Below are 17,080 nucleotides of genomic sequence, written 5' to 3'. Positions count from 1 at the left end.
TAAGCTCTATTTTCTTCCTTTACGATATTTATCCATTTGTTCAAAACTTTCTATCCAACAACTATCCTGATATTACTCCCCATTATTTACTGCAAATCTTGGCTCTTATTTATAATTTTTTAAACTCAAAGTAAAAAGGCAGCTTGTTAAGCCTTTGAAGCATTAACAAACTGCCTTATAAAAATCGTTAATTATCCTTTGCTAAGCTTGCCAATTAGCAAGAGGATTTAACTTAGAGAGCTCTATCTAAATTAGAACACAAAGCGTGCATTAGCATTCACGCCATATTGATCTACATTAGAAGAACCAGTGTAGTTAACACCTAAACCTAAGCTTACATTACCGCTTTGTGCTGCAATGCCCATAGTAGCGCCATAGGTAAAGGAATCTACAAACTCAGTGTCAGTAGAGAGAGCCTTATTAGCAACGCCTAAATAGTTAACCTTGCTCTCTAAGGAATCATCACCAAAGTTGCAGGCAACAGTTAAATCTAAGCTTGGCTTAACAGTCCAGGTACCAGCTACAATATCCTTGGATAAAGTAATACCTACTGGGATAGAGAAGACATTAGCATCGGTACCATCAACAGAACCAAATGCTACCCCCTCCTCCTTACATAAAGCTTTTGCTGCCTACCTGTAAACAGCACTTAGTACCCAGCACACAGTAAACAGCGAACAGCGCAAATACTTGCATCCTTGGCACTCTATGGTTTATCGGCTTTTAGTACAGTACCACAGCGTGTGTGGTATACCTCCTCCTTGCCGCTGTAACAACTTGTAGGCCAACAACATCAATTGCTTATTGCTTTAACAGCTGACAATCTTTTAGGCCTGTCTAATTAGCGCCTTGGAGCCAAACTACCTTGCCACTGCCAACCTGGCAGGTATACAGCATAAGGTGATTGCTACCCATACTGTGAGGCTTGGTTTTTTTTAGGGAAGCCTCACCGTGCAATGGCCACCCACCACTGTGTCACTTCTACACTTTGCAGGAGCAAAACATAAATTACTTGCTGCTTTTGGGGATATTTGAGGTTTGAAGCTTGCCTCTTGATGTTTAATAAAGGCATCTGGAGTTAGCTAATAGGCAAACAAATAATTAAGCAGCACAAGTTAAATAGTTGTTAAAGTCAAACTTAGGATAGTACAGCTCCTTGCTGTAAGCTAAGCAGCGGTGAAAGAAGGAAAGTGCGCTTTGATCGCACTCGTAATTGATATTGGCATTAGTAAGAGTAGCACTACCTGATAAGACCTCTATCTTAGATGCTGCCTCCATCATCTTTAATGGAGCTTGAGCTGAGGTACTCTTGTTGATGTAATAGCCATAGTTCTTGCAAATCATATTAAAGATAGCTCTAAAAATGGAGTTAACTACAGGAATACAAACAGAAGTAGCCACTAATGAGTAGGTATGACTGCGAGTGCAGGTGAAATTAAACTTTTCAGGATAGCCTTGCAATCTGGCGTACTCTCTTTCAGTGAGTTTACGCACGCAGCCTGAGTTAAAGCTATGGACACGCTTATCGACATTGCACTCTTTATAGCCCCTATCGTCCACTACTAAATTACGCTCTAGGCCCATAGAGCCCTTCACAATGGCATTAGCACAGCCATTAATATCTGCCAAAGCCATACCGAAATTACAACCCTTGATCTTCTGGCATAACTTGTTTTGAGTTAAATGCCACCAATAATCAGAACTCAAAAAGTACTTTTGCTCAACAGGGTCTTTTTCTAAGATGTCGCTAAGACACACTTTTTTGCCCCAAGCACGAGGAAATTCAAAGCTATTAAAACCAAAGTCTATATTGCTTTTAACAGCCAAAATATAGAGTCTGTTTTTATTATGAGGCACACCAAAATCCTTATTATTCATGATTTTAGAGGTGCAAACATAGCCTAAGCTTTTAAGCTCGTGCTCCAACTTAATAAGTCTAATACCTTGATTAAAATTCAAAAGATTGCTTGAGGTCTCAATCAAAACAACTTTAGGCTGAGCATGCTGACAAAACTTTAACAAAATGCCACATGAACTGTTCTCCTCATAGTCGCAAAGTGAGTAGCTATCTGATACTTGCTCACTATCAGAATTACGACCAGGGACAGGATGGGCTTGGTTAACTTGAACTTGAGAATGGTCAGCAGCTGAATCGACAGCTGTTGCTGCGTAAGCGTCAGCAGCAGCGGCATCGGCAACATGAACAATAGCGTGAGCATGAACTTGAGCATCAGAACTTTGAGCTTGCTTTAATGCTTGGTTAGATTTGAGGTAAATGTCTTTGGCATTTATGGAAGCTACGCAAAAATCAACTTCCTTACAAGACATTACATCCTCTTGCTTATCAGTAAAGCAAGTATGCTCACACTCTGAGGAGTTGGATAGGTTGTCCTTAAATACCCGTAAGGCTACTTTATTTGGTTCATAGACCAATACTGTTTGTTCTTGATGATTTAAAAAAGGTTGAATAGCTAAATGCCAGCTGCCAGCACCTGCAAACAATTCTACAAATCTAAGCATGATACGATCCTTAATAATGCACATTGTTAGATCACACAGCCCAGAACGCTCTTAAGACTAAACAGTTATCTTGATAAGAGCTTTTTATCTGGCTGGTACCATGTTTAGATTAAGGGTGGAAAAATCCTAAAATGCCTACAAATACCTAAGATCTAAATAGCCTCTCTTTGATACTCAACTACTCACCGATAATTAACCAAGCCCTTTATAAAAATACGATATATAAAGCAGATTTAGCTCAAATATTACTCAAAACCCCCACTAAAGCTTGCCCCTTTTCCCTACTCTTTATCGGCCCTAAAGCATAGTTGAATGGTAAAATACGCACTTACATAGCAAGCTCTTGCATCTCAATTCTTAAAAAAGCATGCTTGTAGAACCAAGTTTTTTGCATATAAGCTAGAATTAAGCTGACTCACCCATCAAAAAACCTGATATTTACGCTGTTTTATTGCTTAAAGATTTTATAGAAATTACGATCCAGCTCACAAAATAAATTTCACTCAACTTTTAAGCCCCAATATCCCTATCAAACATCCCTTCTAATGTCATAAAGCCACTATTAAACGAGTGTTTACCTTATAAGCTTTACTCAACTTATAGTTTTTTCAATATTTATCACTTAGGAATTTGCTCAACCATAAAGCCATATTAACCTGTAAAAGGAAGTGCTACAGAGAGCACTGATGGGGCGCTGGTGCGGGTGCGACCGCAAGCGCTAGCATTGGTGCGGGAGCTTGTGCTGGTGCTAGCTCTAGCTATGGCGCAGGCGCAATAAGAAAGAGCTAAGTTTGGTGAAACCTAGCTCTTTAGATTATGCTTTTGAATGTATTGATTGTTTTACAGTAATGCTTAAATTACTAAGCGCCCGCACCTGCGCATGCCCCAGCATTAACGGCATCTTTCATGGACTTGACTAGGCTACCTACGTGAGGAGCAGCCTCTTTGCCGTATTGGGCAATGATATTTAAAATAGCTGAGCCTACTACAGCGCCATCAGAAATAGCAGCTACATCTTTAGCTTGCTCAGGAGTGCTAATACCAATACCTACTGCGCAAGGCAAATCAGTGTGCTCACGAACTAGCTTGACCATATGCTTAATATCGCTCAGGAGTTCATCACGACTTTTAGTATTGCCTAGGCTGGAAATGATATAAACAAAACCACGAGCTTCCTTGGCAATCTTAGCAATTCTATGCTCAGAAGTAGGAGAAACTAAGCTAATGAGCTCTACGCCATGCTTGAGGGCTAAGCCTTCAAACTCATCTTTTTCCTCATAAGGCACATCAGCAATCAAGACACCTTCAGCCCCTACTTGGGCACAGCGCTCAAAGAAAGATTCAATACCATAAGAAAAGACCGCATTAGCATAGGTGGTCAAAATAAAAGGTGCACTGATATCCTGACGCATAGTTTGAACTAAATTAAACACGTCATCAGTGGTAATTTTATTTTTGAGCGACCTCAAATTTGCTGCCTGAATAGCTAGTCCCTCAGCGGTAGGATCTGAAAAAGGAATGCCTAATTGAATAATGTCGGCACCATTATCCACAGCTGCCTTAACTAGCTTATGAGTGGTGGTTAAGTCAGGATCGCCACAGGTAATAAATGGAATAAACGCCTTATTATTAGCAAAAGCCTGGGTTATCTTACTCATGAATTTCCTCTCCTCTATAGCGAGCTATAGCAGCTACGTCCTTATCACCACGTCCCGATAAATTAACCACAATAATCTTATCTTTGGACATAGTAGGAGCTAGTTTCATAGCATAAGCTACAGCATGAGAAGACTCAATAGCTGGAATAATACCCTCAGTCTTTGATAAATACTCAAAGGCATCTACAGCCTCATCATCAGTAATAGAAACATATTGGGCACGACCAATATCATGCAAATATGAGTGCTCAGGTCCAATGCCTGGATAATCCAAGCCTGCACTAATGCAATAAACAGGTGCAATTTGGCCATACTCATCTTGGCAGAAATAGGATTTCATACCATGGAAAATGCCTACCTTTCCTACATTCATAGTTGCGGCAGTATCCAAAGTATCAACACCACGGCCAGCGCCCTCGCAACCAATAAGCGCCACCCCAGTATCATTGATAAAGTGGTAAAAAGCTCCAATAGCATTAGAGCCACCGCCTACACAGGCAAGCACGGCATCAGGTAAACGACCTTCCTTTTTAAGGATTTGCTCTTTAATTTCTTTGGAAATTACAGCCTGAAAATCACGAACAATAGTAGGGAATGGATGTGGGCCTACAGCAGATCCTAAGCAATAATGAGTATCACTCATACGAGTACACCACTCTCTCATGGCCTCAGATACAGCATCTTTTAAGGTTGCAGTACCACTATCAACAGGGTGAACACGTGCGCCCAAAAGCTTCATACGATAGACATTTAAGGCCTGACGCTCTGTGTCTTCACGACCCATGTAAACATCGCACTCAAGACCCATTAAAGCCGCAGCAGTAGCTGAGGCTACACCATGTTGACCTGCACCAGTTTCTGCTACCAGACGGGTTTTACCCATCTTCTTGGCAAGCAAGGCCTGACCTAACACATTGTTAATCTTATGAGCACCAGTATGGTTTAAGTCCTCACGCTTTAAATAAATCTTGGCACCGCCGAGATCTCTGGTCATTTTCTCAGCGAAATAAAGCATTGACGGACGATTAGCATAATCATTAAAGAGCGCAGTTAACTCTTGGTTAAACTGAGGATCATTTTTGTAATGATCATATGCTTGCTCGAGCTCAAAGATAGCATTCATTAAGGTTTCAGGTACATATTGCCCGCCATGAACGCCAAAACGTCCTTTAGGATTGGTCACTTTAAAATCCCTCTACAAACCAGCAATACAAGACCACGGTTTAGGCAGCGTTACGCACTAAACAAACAAAGTCATGCATCTTGGTAAAATCTTTAACTCCATCAGTCTCAATTCCTGAGCTGACATCAACTGCCATAGGGTGGCAGGTTGCAATGGCTTGCTTGATATTGTCTAAACTCAAGCCGCCTGCTAAGAAGTAAGGTTTATCCATGCTGGCCACGAGGGCCCAATCAAAGGTAGTGCCACTGCCGCCCTGTTTAGAGTCGAGCAGCACATAATCACAATCCCAAGTTTTAGCTTGTTCAATATCCTGAGGGCTATTAATCGAGCAGGCCTTAATAATTGGAGTATTACCTAAATGGTTACGCTCCAGCTCCTCTCTTAAAGAAGCAATATAGAAGCTATCTTCGTTACCATGTAATTGAATGACATCAATGGTGCCACTAGCAACTAATTTAACTACTGATAGAATTGGCTCGTTAACTAACACACCCACAGCCTGAATTTGCTTATTAAGCAATCTCTTAAGCTCTAAAGCTTGAGCAGGAGTCACATAGCGCTTGCTCTGAGGAGCAAAAACAAAACCTATGTAATCCACACCTAAGCTATTAGCAAATTCAATATCTTCAGGCCTCTTGAGACCGCACACCTTTACTAAGGTAGTTGCGCTCATAAAAACATATCCTCAATTACGACCTTAATATCTTTAGGTCGCTATAAACATAGCTAATAAGATAGCATCATTAGTAGCTTTTTTTCTGATTGCACACCGCTGGCGCTTTATACTTAACCGCCAATTTAAGCCTACCAAGCACCCCAAACACCAAAATTTCCCTTATTAAAAGCCGTTTAAGGCGCAAATCTTAGCAAACAGAGCATTTAATTTACGCCCCTAAAAAGTGCGCAAATTTTTTACACTAGCTAAATTTCCCCTAACCTGCACTAATTTGGCCCTATTCTTAAGACACATGTAGCCTTTCCCAAAACAATACTAAGGCTCAGCCACTATGGCTATAGCCAAACAACAACCAAGCATCCTATTTAACGCTATAGCAATGATTATCGCTTTTCTTAGGCGGCTGTTGGCCTCTTAAAAATGGGAAATTAGTACTGTACTGTACTTTAGCATGGGCCCTATTTCCTACTAATAAGGGCTCAGCCACTACGGCTATAGCCAAACAACAACCAGGCAGTCTATTTAACGCTGTGGCAATGACTAGAGCTTGTCTTGGGTTGCTTTTGGCCACGTAAAAAAGGTAATTGGCTCTGTACTTTATCGCTCTTTACTTTAGCATGGGCCCTATTTACTACTAATAAGGGCTCAGCCACTACGGCTATAGCCAAACAACAACCAAGCATCCTATTTAACACTGTGGCAATGACTAGAGCTTTTCTTAGGCGGCTGTTGGCCTCTTAAAAATGGGAAATTAGCACTGTATTGTACTGTACTTTAGCATGGGCCCTATTTACTACTAATAATAAGGGCTCAGCCACTATGGCTATGGTCAGATAATTACCAGCAGCCTATTTAATGCTGTGGCAATGACTAGAGCTTGTCTTGGGTTGCTTTAGGCCACGCAAAAGTGGGAATTGGCTCTGTACTTTATTGCTCTTTACTTTAGGATGAAGATTATTTGCTACTAATAAGAGGGCACTATATGATATTGGGGAGCTTGGCTAAGTAATTATCTGACACCATGTTGATGGTCGTTTTAATGAGCATGGGTTATCTTTGGTGGCTTTTAGCCCCAAAAGGTGTTTTTACTTTACTGCTATCGCTAAGGCATCTCTTCTATTGAGTGAGGTTAAACTATGGCCACTAAGAAACGAAAGACATTGCCACAGAATTTCGATGAAATCTTACAAAAAGGAAGCCCTGAGGAGCAAAAAGAGGTTTTCAAACTTTGTGCTTTAGATGCTTATGAAAGAGGCTATGCTAAAAATACAGCCTTGCACAATTACTATCTCAATAAAGACTTGCTTAAATACCTAATCGCACAAGGGGCTGATATTGAGTGCCCAAATGCTTATGGTAAGCGGCCCTTGCATGCTCACTGCTCCTATGGCACTAATTTAGTTTCTGTACTGCTTGAGTTGGGAGCTCAAATCGAGAGTGTTGATAGTATGGGCAACACCCCTTTGATAGCTGCTGTAGCAGCACACAGAGTTGATGCAACTAAGATACTTTTAGAGCATGGCGCTAACATTAATGCTAAAAATCAACTCAAGCTCAATGCTCTTGAGTATGGCCTGTCTCTATGTTCAAACGTTGATATTGTTGCTATGGCTAAAATCTCTCAAATGATGCTCGATCAAGGCATGGTGATTAGCCCTAATATGCGCCAGAGTGTGAGAAATATTGGAGAGCAATTTGAGCACTATAGGGACGATTTCAACCCTAATTTTTTAGAAGACACTGATCATGCCCTATCTAAGCTCTATGAGCTTTTTGGGGTTGAGCCTGTAGCTAATAAAATTAAGCCAAGTATTGGTACTAAAATTACTCTGCCTAAGGGGACTTTAGATAAGCAATATGAGTATCTTTGGGAACTATTAGTGCCTAATAATGGGCCTGCTTCGACAGTACAAGGTGAGGTAATTCGTATTGCAGGACGGGTAAGACACGAATTTTTCCAAAATGGCGGGGCTAATTGGGATAGAACTTATAGATCTATGCTTAATGCTTTATTAAAGCACCTTAAGAGTCATAATAGTTTGGATGAGAGTCAACTATTAAATGCTAAAACTATTAGCCATAGTATTAAGGCCTCAGGCGACTTTGACTTCGATCTTTTAGATAGCTTATGCCATTTAGCAGTTTTATGGGTAGCAAAAAATTTAGAGCCCATAGCGCTTAGCAAGCCATCCTATCAACGCTAAAGACAAATAAGGCAGAACTTTACGGCTCTGCCTTAATTGGACTTGGAAAATATAGCGCCACTTACTGTAAAGATAAACTAAGGGGTCTAAAAGCCTAACCTTACAGTATTAGCATTGCTTTACTTTAAAGAGATAGAGTAGAAAGAGTTGGCTGCACCGTAGTTAGTAGCACCCTCTAACTCCTCTTCGATACGAATTAATTGGTTGTACTTAGCTAAGCGATCTGAGCGGGACATAGAACCAGTCTTGATTTGACCAGCATTAGTACCCACAGCAATATCAGCAATAGTAGCATCCTCAGTCTCGCCAGAGCGGTGAGAAACAATAGCGGTGTAACCTGCTCTCTTAGCCATTTCAATAGCTTCGAAGGTCTCAGTTAAGGTACCAATCTGGTTAACCTTAATTAAGATAGCGTTAGCTACACCCTTGACAATGCCTTCCTTTAAGATAGCTGGGTTAGTTACAAAGAGGTCGTCACCCACTAATTGGCACTTAGAGCCTAAGCGATCGGTTAACTTCTTCCAACCATCCCAATCACCCTCAGCGGCACCATCTTCGATGGAGATAAGAGGATACTTATCAACCCAAGACTCTAATACGTCGATCCACTGGTCAATAGTGTAGGTCTTACCTTGCTTGGTTAACTCGTAAACATTCTTTTCAGCGTTATAGAACTCACTAGAGGCGCAGTCTAAGCCAATGTAAATGTCCTTACCTGGAACATAGTTGGCAGCCTTAATAGCCTCCATAATAAGCTCAATAGCTTCTTCGTGGGAATCGATAGAAGGAGCAAAACCACCCTCATCACCCACAGCAGTAGTCATGCCCTTGGAGTTAATGATCTTACGTAAAGCGTGGAAAGTTTGAGCACCCATACGTACGGCCTCAGCTAAGCTTGGAGCGCCTACAGGGATAATCATAAACTCTTGAATATCAAGGTTGTTGTTAGCGTGTGCACCACCATTGATGATGTTCATCATTGGTACTGGCATTTCCATCTTGGAGCAGCCGCCTAAGTACTTGTATAAAGGTAAGCCAGCGTCCTCAGCTGCTGCCTTAGCAACAGCCATAGACACAGCTAAAATAGCATTAGCGCCAAGGCGAGCCTTAGTCTCAGTACCGTCTAACTTAATCATAGTACGGTCAATTAATACCTGATCACTTGCTTCCATACCTACTAAGGCATCACGGATCTCGGTATTGACATTAGCAACAGCCTTAAGCACACCCTTACCATCGTAACGTGATTTGTCGCCATCACGTAACTCAATAGCCTCACGAACACCAGTAGAAGCGCCAGATGGAACACTAGCACGGCCAAAAGCGCCAGTCTCTAATAAAACATCACACTCTACAGTTGGGTTACCACGGCTATCAATGATTTCACGGGCTTTAATATCTGCAATTGCGCTCATGTCTTTTCCTTAAAATGAATATCTCAGGATAAATACGCCAATTTTTGGCTTAAACTCTAAGAACAGCTTGAGATGACACATATTCTTAGAGGGAAATCTGTAAAGTCTCTTGCCCAAACTACCTTTGGGCAAAAAACTTATTTAATGATGAAGAAACTGGGCACTAAAAGGTGCTTTAGCGGTATCACAAACTAAGAGGCAGCCTTTTATTGGTGCTAGGAGCATCAGGCTTAGACAAGGACTAACTATTGTTAGGAGGTCGTCAGTCTCGTCTTTAGAAACTTAGGTGCTTACTTTGAATATAAGCACCCAGACCTATGCTGAACTTAAAGTCGATCAATTAGAAACTCGACCAAAGCCAAGGCTAACCTTGGTTAGCTTTAGCTTACATAAGATAGTATACACTAATTGCAACCCATTGCAATATCCATCACACTTTTTACACAAATAATAATTTTCACTTAGGTTAAGGCCATATCAGCCCTTTTAGTAAAGCTTGCGTTTTAGCTGCTTGGGGAGGGAATTGTTAAGTAAGAGGTGATTATTTACAAAATAAAAGACCTCTAACTGGTAAGTAATAGTTAGAGGTCTAAATAAGGCTTTAATGTTCTATGAGCAGGATTCATTCAGCTTGGGATAATTTAATATCAGCTTGTGAGCATTATCATCCAAACTACGTCTTAAACTTGGGTCGATACCTAAACAAGCGGCCAAGTTTTCCAAATATCCTAACTCTAAAAAATGACTATTGTTTAAAAACACAGCTGAGAGCAGGTAAATATCTAAACTTTCCTCAGGGAAACGTACCTTTTTAGCTAATAAAGCTGGATCTAAATCTATAGTTAAGAGCCTATCAATCTCACCTCTAATATTGTTAAACAAGCTCTTAGGAGCCACAGAACTACAAAAGTCTACTAGTGATTGATGTTCATCATTTTCAATACGACCATCAGCTCTCATAGCAAAAATCATAGTTTGCAATAAAACTAAGACAGTATCATATAAGGCAGACTCATTAGCCTCTTCTAAAGTACCATCAGGACGTAGGACAGAAGCTCTGCGACGCATCCACTGCTTAAATATGCCATAGGCCAGCACGTCTGCTGGGCGAATATTTTTTTGCTCTTTAATGGCACCATGATCACTTAAATCATTAGGCATAAAGTAAGAACATATTGAGCGCTCAGAGCGACGATCATTTTCAGAAACCCTACTTAAGGCCTGCTCACTACTCATAGAGTTAAGATCATTTTTACCACTAAAAGCCCTCATACTGAGCTCATGGCTGTCCTTATCTGCTAGCGATAAGGAGCTAGATGTTTGGTTAGCAGCTTGCTTCTCTACAAGCTCTTTATTGTTTGTAAAATCCATAGCCAAACTCTTATTATCCAATAGTTGTCCAGTATTAAATTGTAAAGGATTTTGGTGCAGTACAAAATGTGATAAGCCTTGAGCTACAGGTCGATGAACTAAAGCCTTGGTAAACAGCCCTACCTCATCTCTATTAGCTACCTGAGCATAAGCCTCATTCATAGCATTAAAGCCCAGTAAAGAAGCTAATGCCTGTGATACCTCACTAAGCGCTTTAGAGGCAGTCTGGCGAAAAGTGGAGCTTTGGCTACTACTGGGAGGAGCATTTTCTGCGCATAATTGCACATATAAATTATTACCCCAGCTCTTACTGGTCTTATGTCGCTCTTTGCTTTGAGCTTGGACATTACAATTAACATCAGCCTTAGCAAGCTTGTTATTAGCCAATTGAGAGCTGCTAGCCAAGCTAGCATCAAGACCATAGTCATACCCAGTCCCTGAGTAAGTGCCTGGAACTTGGTCAAGGCCCAGACCTTGGCCAAAGCTAAGGTTTTGGTCTTGGCTCAACACAGGAGCAACCTGAGAGCGTTCTTGATTAGGATAGGCCGATCTTTGATGCCAATGTTTAGACCAATTACTTGACCCTACTACTTCAACTTCAACCTCATGGTCAGAGGCAGAGTCGTTAGTAATGGCAGAATCTGACGCAGCGGCAGCAGAATAGACAGCATTCTTTTGTTGCTTAGTTGATATGACAGAGCACTCTTGGCCATCAAAAATAGCGCTAGTGCTTGAGGCTGATACCTTATCATAAGCACTATGGGGCTGAGTGGCACTCTTAGTAGAGTGAGATACAAAGTCTAAGCGCTGGCAATTTTCATCCTCAATTTCATCTTCGATTAAAGATAATAAGGAGCGAATGCTATCATCAGAGCTGCCATGCACACAAATATCATCGTTATTAGGTGCTACCCAAAAATCACTTTCCTCTTTTTTGGCAAAATGAGGCTGATAAGGATTAGCTAACACCTGATTTACAATCAGCTGACTATCTTGGGCTAATGGATAATCATTAGTCTGCGCTGGATCATTAAAATCCAAATAAGCACTGTCTTCATTAGAATTTAAGCGTGGTAAGTTTTTAAAGAAATCAGCTGTTTCTTTTAAAGTACGACGGCCTCGTGTCCAGTATGAATTAGCTTTATTAGAGCTATTGTTACTTGATTGAGACCAGGTGCGCTTAGCTGAGCGCACTTTTTGCCAAATATTTTGCGATGAAATATGGTGGAAATCATAATTGCTGCTAGCGCAGGTTGCGCTATCACGTTGTGCTTGCATAGGGATCTGATCCCAGCTACCACCAGGAATTACCGCATTGGCTGCGATCTTAGTTGGACTATAAGCTAATAATTTAGGCTCATTAGTGTCATGGTAGGCATAAACCAAGGCACCAGCGCTTTGTTGTGGCAAGCTATCATTAAGAGAGTCCTTGGCTATAGCAAGCATTTTGCCTGTAGCTTGACCTAATTGCTTAGGTAAACCATCCATATCCATACATGAGCGTAAGGAACTCAAGCCTTTTACTAGCTTGGAACCTACTGCACCATAAGATGAATCAAACTGTGACTCATTTTGGCTGTTTAATGACTGCTCATATGAACCATGATATTGATTGCGAATATTGGATGGATCTTCCATAGCTGAAAACTCCATAAAGTAGTGTTAACTCATTAACCAAACCTTTAAAGAACGACGCTTGGATGGATTAAAACAAGGAACTAAGATGCCCTATAAAATAGTTTAGCTAAGCAAAATTAGCCTTAAGGCAGAGCTCTTAAAAGTTGAAATTACCACTAATGTAAGCATGTTGTAGTGTTAGTTTAAACGCTAATAATAGCAAACACACTTCATTTCATAAAAAACCATCACAATTCTTCTATTATGCACTCAAAGCAAGCAGCCTCTGACGCTACTGCACTAAATCAACACTAAAAAACCCACAAATAGTACACTACATCAAATGTTGCATTGGAAGAAAATATGGTGTTGTAATATCTATCTATTATCGCAGCATCTTGATAATAAAATGCGATAAATATAATCAGTTTTGCGATTAATTAAGAAAACTTTAACGCAGGTCACAAGAAAAGGCACAAAATCAAGTGACTTTATTAAGGAGCTTATTTACCTTATTTATCGAATTTTCTAACAGTATTACTAAGCCAACTAAAAATACTGTTGTGCCAAAGCACAAGACACACCACAAACACCGCAAAGCACCCCCGACTACATCAACCTACAGACCACAAAACAAACAAACTGACAGCGCCCAACTTATAGTTATGGCTATGGTTTTTATCAACAATTAAAAAACACCATATTCATCACTGTGGTGAGGGGAAGATGTGACCCTATTAGGCTACCTTTTCATTTTTGTTAAGAGCTTAGCTCCTTCTTTTCTAAGACAACTATTGTTAGCTGATAAATAGCTCAGATAAGCCATCTATGAAAAGAAACTTAGAGCTCCATAAAGCTAAAAAGCCCAAAGAAATACTCTTTGGGCTTGAATAGTACATATTTAGAAATGATTAAACTATTAATTCCAGCCAGTAGCCTCACGTAGACCATCAGCAATATCAGCTGCTGTTGGTACTACAGTGACACCAGCATCACGAAGTGCCTGCTGCTTAGCAATAGCAGTACCCTGGCCGCCAGAGATAATAGCACCAGCATGGCCCATTCTTTGACCAGCAGGAGCAGAGGCACCAGCAATATAGGAAACTACAGGCTTGGTCATATTATCTTTGATCCAAGCAGCAGCCTCTTGCTCAGAGGTACCACCAATCTCACCTACTAAAACTACCGCCTCTGTTTGAGGATCTTGCTCAAAGAGCTTGAGCATATCAACAAAGTTAGAGCCCTGAACAGGATCACCACCAATGCCTACACAGGTTGACTGACCAAAACCTGCATCAGTAGTTTGCTTTACTGCCTCATAAGTAAGGGTACCTGAACGAGATACGATACCTACTTTACCCTTGGAGTGAATAGAGCCAGGCATAATACCTACTTTACACTCACCAGGAGTTACAACACCTGGGCAGTTAGGGCCGATTAACATAGAGTTTGATTGACGTAAACGGGCCTTAACACGCAACATGTCAAGTACAGGGATGCCCTCAGTAATACAAATAATCAGCTCCATACCTGCATCAATAGCCTCAAAAATAGAGTCGGCAGCAAATGGAGGTGGTACAAAAATCATAGAGCAAGTTGCGTGAGTAACGTCCATAGCCTCACGAACAGTATTAAATACAGGCAAGCCTAAATGGGTAGCACCTCCACGACCTGGAGTAACACCACCTACGAGCTTGGTATCACAATAAGCCAAACATTGCTCAGAATGAACAGTACCTTGAGAGCCAGTAATACCTTGGCAAATAATCTTGGTATCTTTGTTAATGAGAATACTCATGATGAAAAAACCTTATCTTACACGGCCCAACACTATAATGATGCCTTTTGAACGGCTAATAAAGCAGCTTCACGCAAACCAGTTGCAGAGCTAATATCTAGTCCACTATTGGCTAGAATTGCTGCACCATCTTGAGCATGGTTACCCTCTAAACGAACCACTACAGGTACCTGAGTGCCCACCTCATGAACAGCGCCTAAAATACCCTCAGCAATCAAGTCGCAACGTACAATACCGCCAAAGATATTAACCAAGATGCACTTTACATTCTTATCCTCAAGAATGATCTTAAAGGCCTCCATCACACGCTCTTTAGTTGCAGTACCGCCTACATCTAAGAAGTTGGCAGGCTCGCCACCACAGGCCTTAATAATATCCATAGTACCCATGGCTAAGCCTGCGCCATTAACTAAACAGCCAATCGAGCCTGTTAATGGAACGTAAGAGAAGTTGGAAGCCACAGCACGAGCAATGCGAGGATCTTCTTGTGAAGGGTCGTCAAGATCTAAAAATTCTGGATGGCGATAAAGAGCATAAGAGTCAATATTAATCTTGGCATCTAAGCATAATAATGAGCCATCAGTGGTTACTGCCAATGGATTGATCTCTACTAAAGATAAGTCCTTATCTAAGAAAGCACGGGCAATACCCATAAAGATCTTGGCAAATTCGTTAACTTGCTTGCCCTTTAGACCTAACTTGTAAGCTAACTCTCTACCTTGATAAGGTTGTGGGCCAGTTAATAAATCAATATTAACCTTTAAAATCTTGGAGGCATCTTTGGCAGCTAGCTCCTCAATAGACATACCGCCCTCTGAGGCCATGATAGTCAAATTAGAGCTGGTTCTATCAATAGTTGCGCCTACATAAAGCTCTCGTACTGATTCAGTCGCACGCTCAATCAAAATACGGGAAACTAACTTACCCTCTGGGCCAGTTTGATTAGTTACTAAACGAGCACCTAACCACTTAGCAGCAAAAGCCTCAGCCTCTGCTGGGGTATTAACCACAGCTACACCACCAGCTTTGCCACGAGCACCAGCGTGAACCTGACATTTACAAACAAAAGGGCCTGGGGCTAATTCATAAGCAAACTTACCAATACCAAGAGCTTTGGTGCTAATACGAAAATCAGCAATAGGTAAGCCATAAGAGCGGAGAAGCTCCTTAGATTGATACTCGTGTAAATTCATAATAAAACCATCTTCAGCAAAGCTGTGTCTAAAACAAGATTAGACCTCTGTTGGAGGGCCCTAAGAGCCATGGCTTAAAGTTTTAAACCATGATTTTGGCAATCAACAAAACATGCAAAATGCAAGCTCTCTTGATTGCCCTCTTAAAAGCCCGTGATTAAGAGTTATACAAACAATTAAGTATGTTTGATTGTGCTAAACATTATAGAATCTAGAAAAGATAAACATAAGACAGGATTTAGTGATAAAAAAATCTAAAATACCTAGCAGCCATTCAATCAAAGCCGATAATTAAGCGGTTTGCTAGCCCCTCATCGACAGTGTTTTTCCCTGCCTATTTCAAGTGCAACTTTTAGCCATAAGGTCATTTTTGCACCATTATTACCCATTAAATTAGCTTTGATTTTATTAACGCACTAAATTAATGCAAGATTCACCCCTACTTTTCACCATCGCCCGCACCACCTATTGATACCCCACATCTTTATTATGAAAGTGCCTAAACCTACAGTTAACAGTTGGCTCATAAATGTAAATGATGGACAATGCTTTTACCATCGATTTAAAACAGTTTGATCCAAGCAAACCTATTAGCAATATAGCCACTCTGCTTAGTACATTATATTCACTGTTCAAATAGTATTTGCCATTGTTGAATTGATAGTCAAAAGCCATATCAACTATCAAATCCCATAAGGTCTACTCAATTCTTTTGATCAATAGCCAATAGACAACTAAACAGGCTATGAGCCTTTAGTTAAGCTTTTATTTACCTTTAATTGATAATTACTATCTCGCTTAAATTAGAAAAATCTCTTTCATGTTAGTATTGTTATTTAGCTAGAACTTGCGCTCTTAAATGCGCTCGTAAAAATTTTTATTGCTGTTGTTAAGATAATAGGACACCACGATGCTCACGGAAAAACAGATTGAACTAATTAAAAGCTCTGTTCCTTTTTTACAAGAACATGGTGTAGAAATTACCTCCATCATGTACAGCCAGATGCTAGCTAACAATCCAGAGTTCCGACAGATTTTTAACCAAGGACACCAGCGAACAGGTAGACAACAGATCTCCTTAGCTGCTGCAGTTTTAGCTTATGCCCAAAACATTGAAAACCCAACTGTTCTTTTCAATACTGTTAAGCACATTGCCAGCAAGCACGTATCCTTAAATATTCGCGCCAAACACTATCCTATTGTAGGCAAGCACTTGCTTGATGCTATTGAAAAGGTCTTAGGAGATCAGGCTAATGATGAGATTTTAGATGCTTGGGCAGCAGCTTATGCTCAATTAGCAGAGATTTTAATTAAGACCGAGTCTGAGCTTTATGAAGACTGCGCTAACTCTGTTGGTGGTTGGTCTGGCTGGCGTAGCTTTAGAATTTCCAACAAGAAAAAGGAAACTGAAGATGTTACCAGCTTCATTTTAGAGCCTGTTGATG

The 17,080-nt window shown here is 40.7% G+C and carries 10 protein-coding genes and 1 pseudogene; 2 read left to right on the top strand and 9 right to left on the bottom strand.

Annotation, left to right across the window (positions count from 1 at the left end):
* Window positions 1–251 precede the first annotated feature (251 nt).
* The 5 genes and pseudogenes from MXE38_RS12400 to MXE38_RS03815 all read right to left on the bottom strand — a co-directional run.
* Window positions 252–578, bottom strand: a pseudogene (locus MXE38_RS12400) (autotransporter domain-containing protein); the annotation flags it as partial.
* A gap of 523 nt (window positions 579–1,101) precedes the next feature.
* Window positions 1,102–2,520 carry a DNA cytosine methyltransferase gene (locus MXE38_RS03830; protein WP_246911821.1) on the bottom strand — a complete coding sequence of 473 codons (1,419 nt, stop codon included), beginning with the start codon at window positions 2,518–2,520 and terminating at the stop codon, window positions 1,102–1,104.
* Window positions 2,521–3,380: 860 nt separating this feature from the next.
* A complete protein-coding gene (gene trpA, locus MXE38_RS03825) occupies window positions 3,381–4,178 on the bottom strand; it encodes a tryptophan synthase subunit alpha (protein ID WP_246911810.1) in 798 nt (265 codons plus the stop codon).
* Window positions 4,171–5,361: a tryptophan synthase subunit beta gene (trpB, locus tag MXE38_RS03820; protein WP_348647355.1), complete on the bottom strand. Its 1,191-nt coding sequence runs from the start codon at window positions 5,359–5,361 to the stop codon at window positions 4,171–4,173. The genes trpA and trpB overlap by 8 nt, the downstream gene beginning before the upstream one ends.
* A 40-nt stretch (window positions 5,362–5,401) precedes the next feature.
* On the bottom strand, window positions 5,402–6,034 hold the full coding sequence (locus tag MXE38_RS03815; RefSeq protein ID WP_246911802.1) for a phosphoribosylanthranilate isomerase: 633 nt from the start codon (window positions 6,032–6,034) through the stop codon (window positions 5,402–5,404).
* A gap of 1,139 nt (window positions 6,035–7,173) precedes the next feature.
* Here MXE38_RS03815 and MXE38_RS03810 point away from each other — a divergent pair.
* Entirely contained in the window at window positions 7,174–8,241 is a 1,068-nt protein-coding gene (locus tag MXE38_RS03810) for an ankyrin repeat domain-containing protein (RefSeq protein WP_246911799.1), read from the top strand.
* Between the two features lie 119 nt (window positions 8,242–8,360).
* Here MXE38_RS03810 and eno read toward each other — a convergent pair whose 3' ends face one another.
* From eno to sucC, 4 genes are all read right to left on the bottom strand, one after another.
* On the bottom strand, window positions 8,361–9,656 hold the full coding sequence (gene eno / locus MXE38_RS03805; protein WP_246911795.1) for a phosphopyruvate hydratase: 1,296 nt from the start codon (window positions 9,654–9,656) through the stop codon (window positions 8,361–8,363).
* A 609-nt stretch (window positions 9,657–10,265) separates the two neighbouring features.
* Window positions 10,266–12,665, bottom strand: coding sequence for a DUF533 domain-containing protein (locus MXE38_RS03800; protein ID WP_246911791.1), 2,400 nt, complete (start codon window positions 12,663–12,665; stop codon window positions 10,266–10,268).
* Between the two features lie 898 nt (window positions 12,666–13,563).
* A complete protein-coding gene (sucD, locus tag MXE38_RS03795; RefSeq protein WP_246911787.1) occupies window positions 13,564–14,442 on the bottom strand; it encodes a succinate--CoA ligase subunit alpha in 879 nt (292 codons plus the stop codon).
* 32 nt (window positions 14,443–14,474) lie between these two features.
* On the bottom strand, window positions 14,475–15,635 hold the full coding sequence (gene sucC / locus MXE38_RS03790; RefSeq protein WP_246911782.1) for an ADP-forming succinate--CoA ligase subunit beta: 1,161 nt from the start codon (window positions 15,633–15,635) through the stop codon (window positions 14,475–14,477).
* Between the two features lie 910 nt (window positions 15,636–16,545).
* On the opposite strand from sucC, the gene MXE38_RS03785 reads away from it, so the two are divergent.
* A partial coding sequence (locus MXE38_RS03785; RefSeq protein ID WP_246911780.1) for a globin domain-containing protein occupies window positions 16,546–17,080 on the top strand: 535 nt, incomplete at its 3' end.

The sequence above is a fragment of the Anaerobiospirillum sp. NML120448 genome (genome assembly GCF_023050945.1).
GTDB lineage: Bacteria > Pseudomonadota > Gammaproteobacteria > Enterobacterales > Succinivibrionaceae > Anaerobiospirillum.
This window is presented reverse-complemented; position numbering and strand designations above follow the sequence as displayed.

Coding starts and splice junctions, on each gene's coding strand:
- MXE38_RS03830 (WP_246911821.1), bottom strand. CDS start 2,520: ATGCTTAGATTTGTAGAATTGTTTGCAGGTGCTGGCAGCTGGCATTTA.
- trpA (WP_246911810.1), bottom strand. CDS start 4,178: ATGAGTAAGATAACCCAGGCTTTTGCTAATAATAAGGCGTTTATTCCA.
- MXE38_RS03815 (WP_246911802.1), bottom strand. CDS start 6,034: ATGAGCGCAACTACCTTAGTAAAGGTGTGCGGTCTCAAGAGGCCTGAA.
- MXE38_RS03810 (WP_246911799.1), top strand. CDS start 7,174: ATGGCCACTAAGAAACGAAAGACATTGCCACAGAATTTCGATGAAATC.
- eno (WP_246911795.1), bottom strand. CDS start 9,656: ATGAGCGCAATTGCAGATATTAAAGCCCGTGAAATCATTGATAGCCGT.
- MXE38_RS03800 (WP_246911791.1), bottom strand. CDS start 12,665: ATGGAAGATCCATCCAATATTCGCAATCAATATCATGGTTCATATGAG.
- sucD (WP_246911787.1), bottom strand. CDS start 14,442: ATGAGTATTCTCATTAACAAAGATACCAAGATTATTTGCCAAGGTATT.
- sucC (WP_246911782.1), bottom strand. CDS start 15,635: ATGAATTTACACGAGTATCAATCTAAGGAGCTTCTCCGCTCTTATGGC.